Origin of the sequence: Ruegeria atlantica, assembly GCF_013032005.1 — a bacterium.
Classification (GTDB): domain Bacteria; phylum Pseudomonadota; class Alphaproteobacteria; order Rhodobacterales; family Rhodobacteraceae; genus Ruegeria; species Ruegeria atlantica_A.
The window spans coordinates 165,769-181,490 of sequence record NZ_WQBE01000002.1 but is presented as its reverse complement, the minus strand read 5'-3'; the positions used below and the strand labels follow the sequence as shown (position 1 = coordinate 181,490).

General features: G+C 55.3%; 20 protein-coding genes, 1 tRNA gene and 1 riboswitch. Of the genes, 6 read left to right on the top strand and 15 right to left on the bottom strand.

Features of this window, described 5'->3' with window-relative positions; translation table 11 throughout:
- Positions 1-42: 42 nt before the first annotated feature.
- Positions 43-483, bottom strand: a complete 441-nt coding sequence (locus GOX21_RS06740; protein ID WP_170376366.1) for a 6,7-dimethyl-8-ribityllumazine synthase — start codon at positions 481-483, stop codon at positions 43-45.
- Between the two features lie 74 nt (positions 484-557).
- A riboswitch (FMN riboswitch) is annotated at positions 558-705 on the bottom strand.
- 109 nt (positions 706-814) lie between these two features.
- Here GOX21_RS06740 and GOX21_RS06735 point away from each other — a divergent pair.
- Positions 815-1,423: a glutathione S-transferase gene (locus GOX21_RS06735; RefSeq protein WP_170376364.1), complete on the top strand. Its 609-nt coding sequence runs from the start codon at positions 815-817 to the stop codon at positions 1,421-1,423.
- 41 nt (positions 1,424-1,464) lie between these two features.
- On the opposite strand, the gene GOX21_RS06730 is transcribed toward GOX21_RS06735, so the two are convergent.
- The gene (locus GOX21_RS06730) at positions 1,465-1,923 is read right to left on the bottom strand and encodes a c-type cytochrome (protein ID WP_170349659.1); all 459 of its coding nucleotides are present in this window, start codon (positions 1,921-1,923) and stop codon (positions 1,465-1,467) included.
- Between the two features lie 485 nt (positions 1,924-2,408).
- Between GOX21_RS06730 and petA the strand changes: the two genes are divergently transcribed.
- From petA to GOX21_RS21700, 4 genes are all read left to right on the top strand, one after another.
- Positions 2,409-2,993 carry a ubiquinol-cytochrome c reductase iron-sulfur subunit gene (petA, locus tag GOX21_RS06725; RefSeq protein ID WP_170349660.1) on the top strand — a complete coding sequence of 195 codons (585 nt, stop codon included), beginning with the start codon at positions 2,409-2,411 and terminating at the stop codon, positions 2,991-2,993.
- Positions 2,994-3,004: 11 nt separating this feature from the next.
- Positions 3,005-4,336 (top strand): cytochrome b, encoded by a 1,332-nt coding sequence (petB, locus tag GOX21_RS06720; RefSeq protein ID WP_170376362.1) that lies wholly within the window; start codon positions 3,005-3,007, stop codon positions 4,334-4,336.
- Positions 4,337-4,353: 17 nt separating this feature from the next.
- The gene (locus tag GOX21_RS06715; protein ID WP_170376360.1) at positions 4,354-5,139 is read left to right on the top strand and encodes a cytochrome c1; all 786 of its coding nucleotides are present in this window, start codon (positions 4,354-4,356) and stop codon (positions 5,137-5,139) included.
- 208 nt (positions 5,140-5,347) lie between these two features.
- Positions 5,348-5,698 carry an HNH endonuclease gene (locus GOX21_RS21700; RefSeq protein ID WP_170376358.1) on the top strand — a complete coding sequence of 117 codons (351 nt, stop codon included), beginning with the start codon at positions 5,348-5,350 and terminating at the stop codon, positions 5,696-5,698.
- Between the two features lie 40 nt (positions 5,699-5,738).
- Here GOX21_RS21700 and mtaB read toward each other — a convergent pair whose 3' ends face one another.
- Together mtaB and dapF are read right to left on the bottom strand one after the other, a co-directional pair.
- Positions 5,739-6,995: a tRNA (N(6)-L-threonylcarbamoyladenosine(37)-C(2))-methylthiotransferase MtaB gene (gene mtaB, locus GOX21_RS06705; RefSeq protein ID WP_170376356.1), complete on the bottom strand. Its 1,257-nt coding sequence runs from the start codon at positions 6,993-6,995 to the stop codon at positions 5,739-5,741.
- Positions 6,992-7,825, bottom strand: coding sequence for a diaminopimelate epimerase (dapF, locus tag GOX21_RS06700; RefSeq protein WP_438826465.1), 834 nt, complete (start codon positions 7,823-7,825; stop codon positions 6,992-6,994). Before dapF ends, mtaB begins: the two co-directional genes overlap by 4 nt.
- Before the next feature lie 220 nt (positions 7,826-8,045).
- Here dapF and GOX21_RS06695 point away from each other — a divergent pair.
- A tRNA-Lys gene (locus GOX21_RS06695) sits at positions 8,046-8,121 on the top strand.
- Positions 8,122-8,553: 432 nt separating this feature from the next.
- Here the strand turns inward: GOX21_RS06695 and GOX21_RS06690 are convergent.
- The 11 genes from GOX21_RS06690 to GOX21_RS06645 form a co-directional block, all read right to left on the bottom strand.
- A complete protein-coding gene (locus GOX21_RS06690) occupies positions 8,554-8,916 on the bottom strand; it encodes a hypothetical protein (RefSeq protein WP_170376352.1) in 363 nt (120 codons plus the stop codon).
- A 26-nt stretch (positions 8,917-8,942) separates the two neighbouring features.
- The gene (locus GOX21_RS21630; protein WP_302476805.1) at positions 8,943-9,068 is read right to left on the bottom strand and encodes a hypothetical protein; all 126 of its coding nucleotides are present in this window, start codon (positions 9,066-9,068) and stop codon (positions 8,943-8,945) included.
- A 123-nt stretch (positions 9,069-9,191) separates the two neighbouring features.
- Positions 9,192-9,467, bottom strand: a complete 276-nt coding sequence (locus tag GOX21_RS06685) for a hypothetical protein (protein ID WP_170376351.1) — start codon at positions 9,465-9,467, stop codon at positions 9,192-9,194.
- Between the two features lie 8 nt (positions 9,468-9,475).
- Positions 9,476-9,799, bottom strand: a complete 324-nt coding sequence (locus tag GOX21_RS06680) for a hypothetical protein (RefSeq protein WP_170376350.1) — start codon at positions 9,797-9,799, stop codon at positions 9,476-9,478.
- Positions 9,800-9,825: 26 nt separating this feature from the next.
- Positions 9,826-10,269, bottom strand: a complete 444-nt coding sequence (locus tag GOX21_RS06675; protein ID WP_217353035.1) for a recombinase family protein — start codon at positions 10,267-10,269, stop codon at positions 9,826-9,828.
- A gap of 110 nt (positions 10,270-10,379) precedes the next feature.
- On the bottom strand, positions 10,380-11,531 hold the full coding sequence (locus GOX21_RS06670) for a hypothetical protein (protein ID WP_170376349.1): 1,152 nt from the start codon (positions 11,529-11,531) through the stop codon (positions 10,380-10,382).
- Between the two features lie 182 nt (positions 11,532-11,713).
- Positions 11,714-11,938 carry a hypothetical protein gene (locus GOX21_RS06665; RefSeq protein WP_170326242.1) on the bottom strand — a complete coding sequence of 75 codons (225 nt, stop codon included), beginning with the start codon at positions 11,936-11,938 and terminating at the stop codon, positions 11,714-11,716.
- 133 nt (positions 11,939-12,071) lie between these two features.
- Positions 12,072-12,296, bottom strand: coding sequence for a helix-turn-helix transcriptional regulator (locus tag GOX21_RS06660; protein ID WP_117871481.1), 225 nt, complete (start codon positions 12,294-12,296; stop codon positions 12,072-12,074).
- 103 nt (positions 12,297-12,399) lie between these two features.
- Positions 12,400-13,068, bottom strand: coding sequence for a hypothetical protein (locus tag GOX21_RS06655; protein ID WP_170376348.1), 669 nt, complete (start codon positions 13,066-13,068; stop codon positions 12,400-12,402).
- Positions 13,069-13,355: 287 nt separating this feature from the next.
- A complete protein-coding gene (locus GOX21_RS06650) occupies positions 13,356-13,721 on the bottom strand; it encodes a hypothetical protein (RefSeq protein ID WP_170376347.1) in 366 nt (121 codons plus the stop codon).
- A gap of 566 nt (positions 13,722-14,287) precedes the next feature.
- A complete protein-coding gene (locus GOX21_RS06645; protein ID WP_170376346.1) occupies positions 14,288-15,472 on the bottom strand; it encodes a site-specific integrase in 1,185 nt (394 codons plus the stop codon).
- Positions 15,473-15,722: the final 250 nt, after the last annotated feature.

The window sequence follows — 15,722 nt, the reverse complement described above, 5'->3', positions numbered from 1 at the left end:
CGGATTTGCGGTTGGGGCCGTTTGACCCCAACCTTGTTCACATCACGCAGCCGCAGCCAACCCGGCGCGGGTCTGGGTGATTTTCAGCGCCGCCTGTGCCGCTTCGCGGCCCTTTTGCACAAAGTGGTCGCGGTAGATGGCATTGTGGTGGTCGGTTTCCTGATACTGGTGCGGGGTCAGCGATACCGATAGGACCGGAATACCTGTGTCCATCCCTGCGCGCATTAGCCCGTCAACCACGGCTTGGGCAACGAAATCGTGCCGGTAGATACCGCCATCCACGACGAATGCGGCGCAGGCGACCGCGGCATAACGCCCGGTTTGGGCCAGGTCGCGGGCCAGCAGCGGCATCTCGAACGCGCCGGGGACGTCATAAACATCGACCTGCTCGGCGGGGATGAGGTCCAGAAACCCATCCAGCGCGCGGTCAACGATATCGGAATGCCAGTTGGCTTTGATAAAAGCATAGCGGGTGTGTGTCATCATGATCTCCTTTCGTAACAGACACGTCACCCAAGGCGATCACGAGCAAATACGCCGTATCACCGGCGTTACTTGCACGTTCTCTTCCATCCGGACTTTAACCGTCGGCTCTGGCCTTTCACCAGATCTGCTGACACCCCGGTCAACGGGGCCGCTCGCGGGCTTACGGGTCTTGGCCCGCATACCGCCGGTGGGGAATTTCGCCCCGCCCTGAGAACGGGATCGACATTGCCAAGGCCCGCGCGGTTCCGCAAGGGTGAAGGTGCTGGCAATTGATGGGTTTTGTTTCAAACCAGCTGCTGTAGGGTTTCTGAAGCCAAGGAGAATGTGAATGAAACTCTATCACAGCCCGATGTCCCCCTATGTGCGTAAGGTTATGGTTTTGCTGCATGAAACCAGCCAACTTGACGATGTCGAGGTGATGACCATTGCCAATACGCCGTTGGATCCGTCCGATTCCTTGCTGGGCAAAGTGCCGTTGACCAGAATCCCCGCGTTGGAGCGGACCGATGGCCCGACATTGTTCGACAGTCGGGTGATCTGCGCCTTTCTGGACGCACGTGCCCAGGCCGGGATGTACCCCGAGGGTTCCGGGCGCTGGGACGTGCTGACACTGGAAGCGCTGGCAGACGGTATTATGGATTCAGCTTTGGCGGTCGCCTATGAAGAGCGTTTCCGCCCCGAGGATAAGCAGTGGGACCATTGGAAGGATGCGCAATGGGGCAAGATCGAACGCGCCTGCGCTGCGCTGAACCAACGGTGGATGGCCCATTTGGCGGGTCCACTGGATATGGGCCAGATCGCTGTGGCCTGTGCACTGGGTTATCTGGACCTGCGGCATGATGCGCGTGGCTGGCGTAAGGGCAATGATGCCTTGGCCGCGTGGTACGCGGATTTCAGCGAACGGCCAAGCATGGTTGCCACCCGCCCGCCAGCCTAGGAAACAGGCCCCGCGCCGAGGATGGGGCGGAGCCTTTTGCATTACTGACTGCTGAAGGTGGCCAGATAGGCAGCAATGTCTTCGGCCCCTTTCTTCAGCTTCACGCTCATGTTCGGGCGTGCGGTTTCGTCATTCAGGTAATCCTGAATAAACCCAATCGGGTCTTGCGAGTAAGCGATGATATTTTCCTCGGTCCACACAAGCCCTTCGTTGCCCGCACGGATCATGTCATCAGTGAACATTCCGATGGGCAGGCGTTCGCTTCCGTAAAGATAATCAGTCTCGGATCCGGCAACACGACCTACCACACCATACAGATTCGGCCCGGTTATGCCGCCTTTGACCAAAATTTCTCCATCTTTGATGATCGCGTGGCAAGAAGAGCAGCGGTTATATAGTTTTTCACCCTTAGCCGGATCGCCAACGGCCACGGCCTGAGACGCGATGGCCAGAAAAAGGGTCAGCGTTGGTGCAAAAAGTTGTGACACGGGGTTTGACATTGAAAACGTCCTGCAGAGGTTGGAATTTCCTTGCCTTTCGTGGATTCCCGTTAAAAGTGCAATCGAATTCAGACGTATATAACCCGTTATAAAATATACATTTTTAACTCAGTTTTTAATTGGTCACACATTCCAGAAAAGTGGAAAATAGGGTGGCAGAATCTGGTCTGAATCTTGCCCGATGCCCGCTTTCTTGCGGGGCAAAACCCAGTTCTGCATGCCGGTTTCGCCCTCAGTATGCCTCATCCGAATCACATGGGCAGCAGGTTTAGACAGGCGGCTGGTTCCCCCGCTTAAATCCGCCCCCATCTTGAAAAAATACCCCGTCGTTGTGACATGAATGCCCTGTTGAGGCGTCCTGCGCGCCTATGACCGCTGGACGAACCGATTTCTCCCGGCTAGATAGCCGCGATGAGACGCCGCTTTGATGCGGTGCTGATGCATGTTTGCCCGCAATCGCGGGCGCCGGAATCGGAGAAAACCTCGTGTCCCACGCAGAAGACCACGAAGGCACCCGCAGAGATTTCCTCTACTACGTCGCAGGCGGCGCAGGTGTCGTTGCGACGGGTGCAGCCGTATGGCCCCTGATCAACCAAATGAACCCATCGGCAGACGTTCAGGCGCTGTCCTCGATTCGCCAGGACGTCAGCGGTGTCGAGCCGGGCACGCAGCTGACCGTCAAATGGCTGGGCAAGCCTGTATTTATCCGTCACCGTACCGGTGCTGAGATCCAAGAGGCTCAGGAACAGGACGCCGAAGGCGTAGATGCACTGCCTGATCCGCTGGCGCGCAACTTCAACCTGCCCGCCGATGCGCCTGCGACTGACGCCAACCGCGTGATGCCGTCGCCCGAAGGCGAAGCGCCCGGCGCATGGATTGTTCAGATGGGCGTTTGCACCCACCTGGGCTGTGTCCCACTGGGCGATGCGGGTGATTTTGGTGGCTGGTTCTGCCCCTGCCACGGTTCGCACTATGACCTTGCCGGTCGTATCCGCAAAGGCCCCGCGCCTGAAAACCTGCCCGTTCCGCCCGTTGAATGGGTGGATGCGACAACCATCAAGCTCGGCTAAGGGAGACCCAGATGTCCGGAATTCCCCACGATCATTACGAGCCGAAGACAAATGGCGAGAAGTGGCTGAACAGCCGTCTGCCGATCGTCGGCCTGCTGAATGACACCCTTATGATCCCAACGCCCAAGAACCTGAACTGGTGGTGGATCTGGGGCATCGTCTTGGCGTTCTGCCTGGCGCTGCAAATTGTCACCGGTATCGTTCTGGTGATGCACTACACCCCGCATGTCGATCTGGCCTTTGCCAGCATCGAACACATCATGCGCAACGTGAATGGCGGCTATATGCTGCGCTACCTACACATGAATGGCGCATCGCTGTTCTTTGTTGCGGTATACATCCACATCTTCCGTGGCCTGTTCTACGGCTCGTACAAAGCCCCGCGTGAGATCACGTGGATCATCGGGATGCTGATTTACCTGATGATGATGGGCACCGCCTTCATGGGGTACGTTCTGCCTTGGGGTCAGATGTCCTTCTGGGGTGCAACCGTGATCACCGGCCTGTTTGGCGCGATCCCGTTCGTGGGTGATGCGATCCAGACCTGGCTGCTGGGCGGACCCGCGGTGGACAACGCCACGCTGAACCGCTTCTTCTCGCTGCACTACCTGCTGCCGTTTGTCATTGCGGCGCTGGTGATCGTGCATATCTGGGCCTTCCACACCACTGGCAACAACAACCCAACAGGTGTTGAAGTGCGCCGCGGTTCGAAAGCCGAAGCCGAGAAAGACACGCTGCCGTTCTGGCCGTACTTTGTGATCAAGGATCTGTTCGCACTGGCTGTGATCCTGGTTGTGTTCTGGGCGGTCGTCGGTTTCATGCCGAACTATCTGGGCCACCCGGACAACTACATCGAAGCCAACCCGCTGGTGACGCCTGCGCACATCGTGCCCGAATGGTACTTCCTGCCGTTCTACGCGATCCTGCGTGCCTTCACTGGTGAGGTCTGGGTCGTGCAGTTCGCCAGCTTCATCACCGGCGGCATTGTTGACGCCAAATTCTTTGGTGTGATCGCGATGTTCGGTGCGATCCTGGCCATGGCGCTGGCGCCCTGGCTGGACACGTCGACTGTGCGTTCGGGCAAATACCGCCCGCTGTTCAAATGGTGGTTCTACCTGCTGATCATCGATTTCTTTGCCCTGATGTGGCTGGGTGCGATGCCCGCGGAAGAGCCCTATGCGACCTTCTCGCTGATCGCGTCCGCCTACTGGTTCGCTTATTTCTTCGTGATCCTGCCGATCCTTGGCGTGATCGAGAAACCTCTGGCCCAGCCCGAGACCATCGAAGAAGACTTCAACGCGCATTATGGCAAGGCTGACGCCGACGCCACGCCGGCCGAGTAAGAAGAGGGACCGGAAACATGTTCAAGAAACTTGCAATCGGTGCCGCGTTTGCTTTCGCCCTTGCTCCTGCTGCGTCCTACGCGGCAGGCGGCGGCGAACAGCATATCGAGGACTTCCACTTCTCGTTCGAGGGGCCGTTTGGCACCTGGGATCAGAACCAGCTGCAGCGCGGTCTTCAAGTCTATACCGAGGTTTGCGCGGCTTGCCACGGCCTGAGATACGTGCCCCTGCGCGACCTTGAAGCGCTGGGCTATTCGGAAGAAGAAGTCATCGCCTATGCGGCGGGCAACTTCGAAGTGTTCGACCCCGAGCTGGACGATTTCCGTCCGGCCATTCCGACCGATCACTTCCCGGCAAATGACGGCGTTGGCGCACCGGACCTGAGCCTGATGGCCAAGGCCCGTGCGGGCTTCCACGGTCCTTACGGTCTGGGCATCAACCAGTTCTTCAAAGGCATGGGTGGCGCGGAATACATCGCCTCGCTGCTGGATGGCTATACTGGCCATGAAAAAGAAGAGGCCGGCACGATCCTGTACGAAAACACCGCCTTCCCAGGCGGCTGGATTTCGATGGCACCGCCCCTGGCCGAAGATCAGGTGGAATTCGCTGACGGTCACCCGGCCACGGTCGAAGCCTTGTCCGAAGACATCGCGGCCTTCCTGATGTGGACGGCCGAGCCGAAGATGATGGAGCGTAAGTACTCCGGCTTCGTCGGTGTGATCTTCCTGTCGCTGTTGTCGGTGCTGTTGTACCTGGTCAACAAGCGCCTGTGGGCAGGTGTGAAAGGCAAGAAGACCGTCTGATCGGATTTTGCTTCTGAATGTTACGAGGCCCGGTGTTCGACACCGGGCCTTTTTCGTTGCTATTGGGGTAAATCTTTGTTTGAATTAAAGAATACGACGCGGCACTAATTTAGTGCTGTTTGGTGTTAGCAGATGACTCCCAAGTATCGGGGCGGATTCAAGATTGACCGCTGCGCGTCTCATTTAGAGAAACGCAACTGGGTCAACTATGAGAAAAAAACTTAACTGCATTCGTTCAAAAAAATGGAAACTTCAGAATGGTCGCTGCTACTATTGCGGCTTTTTGATGTGGTCTGGCAATCAATCTCTATTTGCGAAGACTCTCGGGGTAAGCACCGCTTGTGTTAGCAGGCTTCAATGCACCGCGGAGCATCTTAATGCACGGTCAGACGGTGGTTTGGACTCCGACGCTAACATTGTTGCCGCCTGTCTGCACTGCAACAGAACGCGTCACAAAGCAGCGACAATTCTGGGACCGCATCCGTACCGCCTAAAGGTCCAGGACAGAATATCGGCTGGGAAATGGCATCCAAGGTGCCTTTGGGGGGCAGCGCCGTGATTTCGGCCAATGAATTACTATGAGTGGAATTTCCTAAACCTCAGGCATTGAGCTGTGAGTGTGAAGCTCCAGTAATTGTAGCCGTCACGATCTGTCCTTCGGTATGCGGGGTGTTGAACGCGACCTCGGTGAACTGCTCGGTCCGGCCCATATGCGGGTTTTCCATCAGGATGTGATGGGTTTTGCCGATCTGGGCGGTCAGGTGCTTTGCGACCTGCGCCTCACCCGCCGCACGCAGACGGGCGGCGCGGTCCTTGATAATGTTCCCGTTGATCTGCTGCGGTATGCGGGCCGCTGGTGTGCCATCGCGCTTGGAATAGGGGAAAACGTGCAACCAGGTCAGATCGCAGTCACGGACCAGCTTTAGCGAGTTCTCGAAATGCGCCTCGGTTTCGGTCGGGAAGCCTGCGATGATGTCGGCGCCAAAGGTCATCTCGGGCCGCAGCTTGCGGGCCTCTTGCGTGAAACGGATGGCATCGTCGCGCAGGTGGCGGCGCTTCATCCGCTTCAGGATCAGGTCATCCCCGTGCTGTAGCGACAGGTGCAGATGCGGCATCAGGCGCGGTTCGGTTGCGATGGCCTGCATCAGGTTCTCGTCCACTTCGATCGAGTCGATGGAACTGATCCTCAGCCGCGGCAGGTCAGGCACCAGTTTCAGGATGCGCATGACCAAATCACCCAGCTTGGGCTCTGCGGGCAGGTCAGCGCCCCAAGAGGTCAGGTCAACGCCGGTCAGTACAACCTCGTTATAGCCCCGGTCCACCAGCCGCTTGATCTGATCCACCACCACGCCCGCAGGGACGCTGCGCGAGTTGCCGCGGCCATAAGGAATGATGCAGAAGGTGCAGCGATGGTCACAGCCATTCTGGACCTGCACATAAGCGCGCGAGCGGGTGCCGAACCCATCAATCAGATGTCCCGCCGTCTCAGTCACCGACATGATGTCATCGACCTGCACAGCCTCAGTCTCACCGATGAAATCCGCGGCCATGCCTTTCCAGGTGTCGGGCTGCATCTTTTCGGTGTTGCCAATCACCGCATCGACCTCCTCCATCCGGGAAAAGGTCTCGGGTTCGGTCTGCGCGGCACATCCAGTCACGATTAGCCGTGCGTCGGGGTTCTCACGCCGCAGTTTGCGAATCTCTTGCCGGGCCTTGCGCACGGCCTCGGCAGTTACAGCGCAGGTATTTACCACCACCGCGTCGGTCAGACCGGCTTGCTGCGACAGCTCTTTCATCGCCTCAGTCTCATAGGCGTTCAGGCGACAGCCTAGCGTGGTGAATTTGGGAGCGCTCATTCCAGAGATTCCAGAAATTCCGGGGTCAGAGTGCCCGAGAGCACGTGGCACGTGGGTCCGGTCATCCAGACGCCATCTTCGCGCCAGTCGACCCAAATGGTGCCACCGTCCAGATCGATCTGCACCTTGCGACCAGTCAGGCCAAGACGGGCAGCAGCCACAGCCGTCGCGCAGGAGGACGAGCCAGAAGCCAACGTGATTCCCACGCCCCGCTCCCAAACACGCATGCGGATGTGGTCCGGTCCGATGACTTGCGCCACCTGTACATTGGTGCGCTCAGGGTACAGCGGGTGATATTCGTACCGCGCGCCAAATTCTTCCAGGGGAATCGCCTCGGCGTTTTCGACAAAGAACGTGCAATGGGGATTGCCCATACCGGTCGCGGTCGGAGTACCCTCGATCGGCAATTCCAGTGTATCAACTTCTTCAGCCAGCGGAATCTCGTGCCATTCCAGCTGCGGTTGCCTCATGTTCACCGAGGTCATGCCGTCCCCGGCATCGCAGGCAAAAAGCGTGCCGCGTTCGGTGGTCAGCGTCAGTTCCGATTTGCCGCTTTCTTCCATCAGGAAACGGGCGATACAGCGCGTGGCGTTCCCGCACGCCGCTGAGGTCGACCCGTCGGCGTTATAAAACACCAGATGCGCATCTGCGTTACCGTTTTCTATCACGGCCAGCTGGTCGAAACCCACGCCGAACTGTCGGTGCCCGATTCCCCTAGCAAGCGCAGGCGAAATCTCAACACTTTGCGCGCGCGAATCTACAATGACAAAGTCATTGCCAAGCCCGTGCATCTTCATGAAGGGCAAACCAGAGGTCATCATTCGTTGCATGGCGCGCATATAACCACGCGTTTGAAAGGAATCCACCCTGCGATGCAGATTCCTGAAAAAAGGGGTTGACCCCCCCGCGTCACCTCCCTAATTAGGCCGCCTATCGGGACGCCGGAAACAAGTTAAGTGACGGTGAAACGAGGTGCAAAATAAGGGCTTGAACCCAGTCGGGAAAATACCTTAGAGAGCGCCACGGATCGAACAGATCCAACAAAAGAGTGGGCCGTTAGCTCAGTTGGTAGAGCAACTGACTTTTAATCAGTGGGTCGCAGGTTCGAATCCTGCACGGCTCACCACTTTTATCAATAATAACAAATATTTACACGGAATCGTGTGGCGCGCGCTTCGTGGCGTGCGGCTTGCCGGAAGCAATACGGAAGCACTGTGACAAAGATTGAAGTGTGCCTATTGGATCACAATAGTATTGCGCGGCGGCAGCTCTCGGACACGGGTGTGCAATCTCCCGGACAAACTCAAGCGGGACTTGAGCAGGCCGGCCACCTTCCGGACATTCGCTGCGAGCGCAAAGCCAACGACTTAAGCTCAAGTAGTCAGTGAATTTCAGAGCCGATGGACTCACTCAGCGAGCCTTAATGCGGACATTCAGAAATGCCCACCCGCTCCTTATTGTTGACTTTGCCGGGGGATGCGTCCCCGCCCCGGCTCGGGGGCAAAACTGACTGACACGAGCCGAAAAGAGGTCAAAAACCGCGCCAGTCAATACGCCCCTATTGTTGAGTGATTGCGCCCGCGAGATGGCAACAACCGTAGAAGAACAATCCAAGCGAGATAAGGAGCGTTGCCATCGCCACATACATCATGCTGTCAGCTGCCGAATAATTGGGTCGTTGACCACGATCAGCCTGGTCAACGTACCGGGTGGACAGAAACGCAGCGAGCCAAGTAACGACACCAAAATTCACACCGGCCGCAAACATCATCATGCCGTGTGAAATGGCCGAGACGTCCATAAACTCTCTTAAGCCGGCTAACTGACTTAGGACTGCAACCGCAGCGCCACCATTTATCAGTATCGCGGCCTTGATTGCCCCTTGGGCGTACTCCTGTGAAATCTCGCGGTAGTCAGCCACGCGCCTCTCCTATTTGTGAAGTTCACCTATCGCCACGAGATTGGCACAAAAGGCTCGCCGTTCTTCTTCAATTCCGCCTCAAGTCGGTGCACATGATCCTGCCAGTCAGGATGTTCATCGACACCGAAGTACTTGCCGAAATGCGCTGCCACTTCCTTTTCTTGATCTTATAAAGATCTGTCCGACGCATAGGCACGGCGGCAAGCTTCGTGCAAGTCTTTCAATGTTCGAACTGTCATCCCACTAAAATCCATGTCTCTTCTCCTTATTGTGAGCTATTCGTTTTTACCAAAGGCATATCCCAGAGCACCCGCGATTAGAGTAGCTGGCGCTCCTTCCAATTGTCCGTTCAGCCCTAGAATGCCAACTATTGGGAGAGAACAAGCAATGACCGTATACCTAATAAAGCTCCAACCAATTCCTTTGCCGTCACCTTGATTTCGGTTCTTTAAGCCGAAGAACAAAACAATTGGAACCGAGACCGCCAGAGCCAAAACAGCCAGATCATGCCCCCAGTTCCCGACAACATTCAGGATATCTTCTTCGACCATCGGCTTTATTATTCCTCACTCAGGCGCGCTGAAATGAAGGTGTTGCCCTTGTGTTGATAGATGTCCAAAAGAAATCCGCCCTCACAGCTTTCGCAATCAAATGCGATGGTTAATCCATGCCGACGTCTGCTTGGGTTATCCGTTAGGTTACGGTCAATCTTCACGTCGTTGTCCAGCACTCTTACATGTGTGCCGTCGTCAGCGTCTTCACCACGCTCGAACACATTGACTTCCCCCTGGTGCGTGTAAGAACCGTCACACCGTGGGCAGTGCAGCAGCTTTTCACCTTCACCAGTGAATTCATCTGAAATGCGAATGACTTTGTTTTTCATTACCCTTAAGTCCTCGGTGTTAGGAATCAATCTATTTCATAGTTGAGACCTTTTGCGCCCTCGCGCAACCAACGCCTTATACTTTCGGTATTTTTCACCGGCTTTGCCTCCGAGTCCGCCGCATTGGCTTCAGCCATCAGCGCACCGGCAGTCATGCCCTTGACCATCACCCCGCCGGAGCCCCGGCTGACAAGGTGAAACTCGCCCGCGTTGTAGAGGCCCTGAATGTGTTTCTGGCGCTTGGGATGGTCCAGAAACCAATGCTTTGCGCCCCACTTCAAATCAGGGTCTGCTGCCTTGCGCGCAGCTATTCCCGCCTTGGTCCGTTCAGAAATCATGCCGCGCTCCAATTCTGCTATGGACGCGATGATGTGAAAGAAGAACGATTGCGCGGAAAACGCTTCTACCCGATGTCCTTTGAATGTCCGCTTTTGGTAAAATGGTGAGCAAGAATAGAGCCCACGTTCCACAGCAGCTTGTAGCTTGATTGCCTAAATTGAGGAAAGTGACCAACGGCAGGTAAGGGCTCAAATTGCCCAAATAGACACGGCACAAATGAAGTTGGGTGCTTGTCAGCGGTTTACGCAATGAACCGATATCTGTTCTTCGCTTCATGCAGCTTGTTTGCGGCGCGCTCAGGATCAGCCTGTACATTCTCTGCGAGCCTGCCTCCAACACTTTCCATGAAATCACTCAACTCACTTTCCTGAGTATCTTCCAGAGCAGCCAACGTGATCCCAAGTCCAGCCATTTGCGCCGATATCAACCTAATTTGCTCGGCGCGATGTACGTGCTTAATGCTTGTAGCATCTACGTAGCTGCGCATTTCCAACAAATCATCCTCTGACGATCCGGCAACCAAGTTCCAGATGTCATGATTTGGCCACCGCGCGCGGTTTCCGTCATCTGGATCAGGTTCGCAGTAGCGAATTTTTTTAAGTGCTTCGGCTATGAGGTCGCCGAACATGGCATCAAATTGGGGCCACGTCCTGATCTGCCAACGATCTTTGAGCAAGTCTTTCCCTGCACGCACCTCTATACGCCACACGCGGCTCTGAGAGACATCAGAATGGTCCAAAGGAGGCAAACCATCCCGCTCAAGGTTCGCGTTCCAGATATCCCACCATATTGGCTTCTTCTTATCAATTACTTCGCGACGTTTGTCATAAATAATGACCTGTCGTCCCGGCATTTTGCCTACAGTGACAGATGTAAACTGGCCCGACTTTCCGTTGCTGCGCATGTCATCTTGAGCGGTTATATAGTCAGCGCGGTTCGTGTGGCTGTGAATGACGAAATTTTCCGGAACCAGTTCGAATACCGGTGCGAGGATATCAACGCAGAAATCGGCGCGACTTATACTAATCTGATGCGACTCAAAGCGGATTCCGAGCCTTGTTAGGGTCTTGTCTATATAGGATCGCGCGTATCCAAGCCCCTGTGTCGCAAGAAGAGTTGAGCCAACCGAAACCCGAATGCCCCAAGGGTCACGCGCATTTGGTTTCTTGAAGGACCAATGTACATCCAATGGTCCCCCTTTGAGGATAAAGCGATACCCGTTGCCGCCATGGGGCAACAAGTCAAAGTCTGCACCACCATAGCTGAATGGAACGGGATGCCGCTCTTCTTCGGCCCTCTCACGTTCGATGCTCAGCAAGTCGAACAACTCCTGAGAGATATTCGCTTGAATCGAAAGTGCGATGGTGTCGAATCCACGATGAACAACGTGCATTATTGGGGTCTCCTATGGTTCCGGTATTTCCAGAGGGGGGTGCTACAATCACCCCCCTCTTTCGGCGAACGCCGCGCGATTTGGTTGAGGTTTGGAAAAGGGGCGGGCGCTGACGCGCCCTTCGATAGTGCCTCCGGCGGGGCAGCTATTGTTTTGGGGCCGGGCTGGACGCCCGGCGGATTTTATTGGCTGGCTGCTGCCTGCTTGCGTGAAATCCAGTTTTCTGCACGTTCCGCGCATTTGGCGACGTTCAGTAGATCATTGTGAGAAAACGCACTGGTGGTACGCCAGTCACCTTCCCCGTTCTTGTAGGACCGTGAGATATCGACGGAGAAAAAACCGTCATTGTCCCAGATCGTTGCGGTGATCAGCCCGATTTTGAATTTGAATGCGGGTTGCTGTGTCATGGTGAACTCCTTGTTTGAACCGTTTGGCAGGCACAGAAAGGGCGCGAGGTGGCGACACCCCGCGCCCCTGAGAGCCATCCGGCCCCAAAATCCCGCTCAGCGCTGCCAACTCTGAGCGGGCAAAACTCGAATGTTAGGAAGGTGCGGCGCTTGTGTTGGCGACGCGCTTTTCGGCAATCCACTTTTGCAGATCGCGGCGCGTGTACCGGACAGAGCGACCGGACACTTTTACGAACATTGGCCCACCGCCTCGAACGCGCCAGTTCTGCAAGGCACGAACGGAGTAGCAAAGGTAGTTGGCGGCTTCTTTTTCGTCGATAAGCCGGTCGAAGTAGTCAGGATCAATCTGTGCTTGCATGGTCGCCTCGCTGCATTTCGTTTCGTTGCAACCAGAATGCAGCGTAGGCACGGATTTTTCTAATGTCATATATGGCTCAAAAATTGCCTATATATGACATCCCCTATTTTTTAAGGCCAAACACGCGCAATGTAGCGTTTCCGATGGCTTGCGATGTCGGGAACTTGTGGTTGGGATCAACCCAGAAGAATGCATATAGGAAACTAAAGAAGTCGTTTTTGTAAGGCTGGTCAGCGTCGGTTTCGTCGTAGCGGTGCTTCTCCATCGGATCGCGACCAGTATAGTGCTGGAAGACCTGCGCGAGCCGCTGAATTGTTTCTTCCAGATTTTCATTTTGCTTCGGTCTGGCACGCGGACGCTTGTGCTGTTCCAGTGCCTCGCCAATCAGGAATTGAATATTCGGTAGTTTTTCTTGAACCGCTTCAACGAGATGTTCGCTGTAGCCAAGACCTTCGTGATCAGAACCCAAAGAGTCTTCAAAGTAGTTTTCCGGCTCGTTACCCATACCCACCTCGTCAAAATCCCATTGGATGGAGGGTGGCAGGCAGGAAAGCTGCTCCAGCAAAGAACTGATGGTCTTGTCCAGCTTGCTGTAGATCGCTTTGCGCTCTTTCGCTGGCAGTGGTGTTATGCGCCGGTCTTTGGGGTGGTAGTGCTGAGCAATCCAACCAATGTCTGCAACAAACCCTTCCGCGATTGGTAAGGGGAGTTGCATCTGCTTCCACATGTTTTCGAAATCCAATTCGCATTTCTTGTCCTGGTTATCCAGCATAAACCCTGAGCCTGTATTGTTATCTAACGTACGGTTGCTGTGTGGTGCCCTATGTAACGTAACCTATACGTAGAGCGCTCAATCCCCTGCTGCTTTCCCTATGTAAGGTAACGTTACTGAACAACCCGCAGTGCTGAGGTTCTCTTATGTGAGGCCTCGAATGCTGAGTTTCTTGAGCACGGTCTTTGAGGCGTGCCGCATTACTCAAATAGTTGTTGGTGGAAAAGCACCGTAAGAAAAAGGAGCACACCTTCATGCTCCCCTTTCCTTGTTGCTGCTTGGCAGTTTTAGCCAGTCACGCCGATTTGGGGGCAGTTCTTCGTCTGCATGGCCTGCGTGATGGCGTCGTAGTTACCTTTGGCCGCCGCCAACTGGTCGGCATGATCCTGTGTCGCAGCCATTGCTAACGCGGCAGGCCAGAAAAGAACCAGTGTCACGCCTGTGATAACCGCGTCATCCGTCGCGGCTTTCTTTTGGTCCGCCGTCAACTTTTTTACGTTGCTTGCAATCTGGTTGCGCTCGGCGTGCAACTGCTGGCACGAACGCCCATCGAAGATAGCCGGGCTGACATACGTGGCACCGACCTTATCCGGCGACTGCGCGCAGGCAGCAACAAAAGGCAACAGGGCAACGACAGTGAAAAACCTGCGCATGAAATACTCCTTTACATACATGCGGTTATGGTTCGGACTGACTACGAGAATGAGGCTTAACAGTGGCAATCTGAGACTTTTTCGATGTTGGTGAAAATTTTTTAACCGGGCGTTGCTGCGTATTAGTGTTTAACTACCTTACCCACGCCGGGTTGAGCGCCGCGACTCGCGATGCCACAGCCCAAGTGGTTCCTGTCCTTCGGCTTCGAGAACAGCTCTGAGATTGGTCCGATTACCTCTCTCGGGACGGTGACGTTTAGGATCCCTATTTTTACCTGATGGCTTGGTTTCCAGAAGTCGTTCGAAGAAGCTGCGTGTTGAGCTAATCAGAGACGCGCACAGAATGATTTCCACCAACAACGCTAACCAGAATTCTGCGGGCATTTTCTCCTCGCTGGGCGATAGCAACCTTAACTTACTGAAATCCAAAGTCTGAACGACATAACCACCTAACGCCATTTAGAATTGTGACTCAACGCCAGTCTTTTGTTCGAATCTGCCAATAGTGATCAATTGCAGCACTATGGGTGCATGGTGAACTTTCTTCACTGGACCTCTTTTTTCGACTAGCTGACAGCCCTCAAGGGTGCAGAACGAATGTCCCGGCGGACAGCACGTGCCAACCGGGCTGCAACCGACCCCGCCGCACTCTGAACTGCATCATCGGCAAGATGCGCGTATCGCAGTGTCGTTGTTAAGTTTTTGTGACCCATAATCTCCTTAAGGGTAAACGGGTCGATCCCGTCTTTCATCGCCACCGAAGCGTATGTGTGCCTGAGATCGTGTATACGGACGTCTTCCAGACCAGCCGCCTTACGTATACGCCGCCACGGCTTTTGCAGGTTGTTGAGCGGCCCGGTCTCCGACTCGCCTAATATAACGTAAGGGTTTTCCGGTTGCCGGGGCAGGTCCATCAGGATGTCGTAGGCTTCCCTCGGCAAGGGGATGCGGCGGCGACCGGTCTTGCTGTCCGGCAATTCCAGATGGTGCGACGTCACATAGTCCCAGCGCAGCGTCAGAATCTCACTGAGGCGGCATCCGGTGTAGATCAGCAGCAGCAGGGCCGAAACCACGTAGACAGTCTCTGTGCCGTCTTCCAACGCCTCTGCCAGCACCTCGCCAAGCCTTATCTGTTCCGCGTCTGACAGGTAGCGTTTCTTTTCTTCTTCGCGGAATTTCTTGATCCGGCGCGCAGGGTTCGAGCTCGGTTGCCGCAATCCCCAATCCTCGGCCAGATTGAAAAGCTTCGACAACATCGCTGCCGCCCGGTTGGCCTGATAGGGCGTTTCGCGCAACCCGTGATGAAACGCCACCACGTCGGCGCGGGTCACTTCGGCAATCGGGATAGGACCAAGCTTGGGGCGGATGAACCGGCGAATGACGCTGTGATAGTCACGGGCGGTGGTCGGCTTGCAATGTTGGTCGACATATTCTTCAAGGAAACGATCACAGAGTCCCGCCACGGTCGGTGCGCGTCGTTTGGCCTGTTTTTCGGCAGAAGGGTCCGACCCGCGCGCAACGTCACCCAGAAGCTGCTTGGCCTGCGTCCGGGCTTCCTCGGCGGTCAGAACGCCGTGTTGGCCGATGGTGATCCGTCGCGTCCGGCGTCCGGCCCGGTACTGAACCAGATAGGTCTTTTTGCCGGAGGGATAAACCCGCAGGCCAAAGCCGCGCATGTCCCGGTCCCAGACAAGGTATTCCTTGGCCTCAATTGAAAACCCCTCAACTGCGCGTTTGGTCAGTTTGAACATATCCAGAACACTCCTTGCTTCCGGCCTGCTTCCGGAAGCTATACGGAAGCAAAATGGCGGTGAATTCTGGAGTAAGTCATGACTTCAAGGCGCAACGGTGGTCAACTTAAATTACTGTTTTTGCTTCATTTTTGTTAGTGTGGCGAAATCTGGCGAAATGTAGAGAATTGGCTCTGGCCGTTCTTTTAATCAGTGGGTCGCAGGTTCGAATCCTGCACGGCTCACCACTTTTTCAACAAAAGCAAGATTT